The 1,195-nt window shown below is 56.5% G+C and carries 1 rRNA gene; it reads right to left on the reverse strand.

Annotated elements, in window-relative coordinates:
- Positions 1 to 22 precede the first annotated feature (22 nt).
- Positions 23 to 1,195 (reverse strand): 23S ribosomal RNA (locus BLU79_RS47260); the annotation flags it as partial.

The raw sequence follows: 1,195 nt of genomic DNA on the forward strand, positions 1-1,195 counted from the left end.
AACACAGTGGACGCGAGCAACTGAGGACAAGCCCTCGGCCTATTAGTACCGGTCACCTCCACACATTACTGTGCTTCCAGATCCGGCCTATCAACCCAGTCGTCTACTGGGAGCCTTACCCCATCAAGTGGGTGGGAGTCCTCATCTCGAAGCAGGCTTCCCGCTTAGATGCTTTCAGCGGTTATCCCTCCCGAACGTAGCCAACCAGCCATGCCCTTGGCAGAACAACTGGCACACCAGAGGTTCGTCCGTCCCGGTCCTCTCGTACTAGGGACAGCCCTTCTCAAGACTCCTACGCGCACAGCGGATAGGGACCGAACTGTCTCACGACGTTCTAAACCCAGCTCGCGTACCGCTTTAATGGGCGAACAGCCCAACCCTTGGGACCGACTCCAGCCCCAGGATGCGACGAGCCGACATCGAGGTGCCAAACCATCCCGTCGATATGGACTCTTGGGGAAGATCAGCCTGTTATCCCCGGGGTACCTTTTATCCGTTGAGCGACGGCGCTTCCACAAGCCACCGCCGGATCACTAGTCCCGACTTTCGTCCCTGCTCGACCCGTCGGTCTCACAGTCAAGCTCCCTTGTGCACTTACACTCAACACCTGATTGCCAACCAGGCTGAGGGAACCTTTGGGCGCCTCCGTTACTCTTTAGGAGGCAACCGCCCCAGTTAAACTACCCATCAGACACTGTCCCTGATCCGGATCACGGACCCAGGTTAGACATCCAGCACGACCAGAGTGGTATTTCAACGACGACTCCACGAACACTGGCGTGCCCGCTTCACAGTCTCCCACCTATCCTACACAAGCCGAACCGAACACCAATATCAAACTGTAGTAAAGGTCCCGGGGTCTTTCCGTCCTGCTGCGCGAAACGAGCATCTTTACTCGTAGTGCAATTTCACCGGGCCTATGGTTGAGACAGTCGAGAAGTCGTTACGCCATTCGTGCAGGTCGGAACTTACCCGACAAGGAATTTCGCTACCTTAGGATGGTTATAGTTACCACCGCCGTTTACTGGCGCTTAAGTTCTCAGCTTCGCCACCCCGAAGAGTGACTAACCGGTCCCCTTAACGTTCCAGCACCGGGCAGGCGTCAGTCCGTATACATCGCCTTACGGCTTCGCACGGACCTGTGTTTTTAGTAAACAGTCGCTTCTCGCTGGTCTCTGCGGCCACCCCCAGCTCA

Source organism: Streptomyces sp. cf386 (assembly GCF_900103585.1).
Taxonomy (GTDB): domain Bacteria; phylum Actinomycetota; class Actinomycetes; order Streptomycetales; family Streptomycetaceae; genus Streptomyces.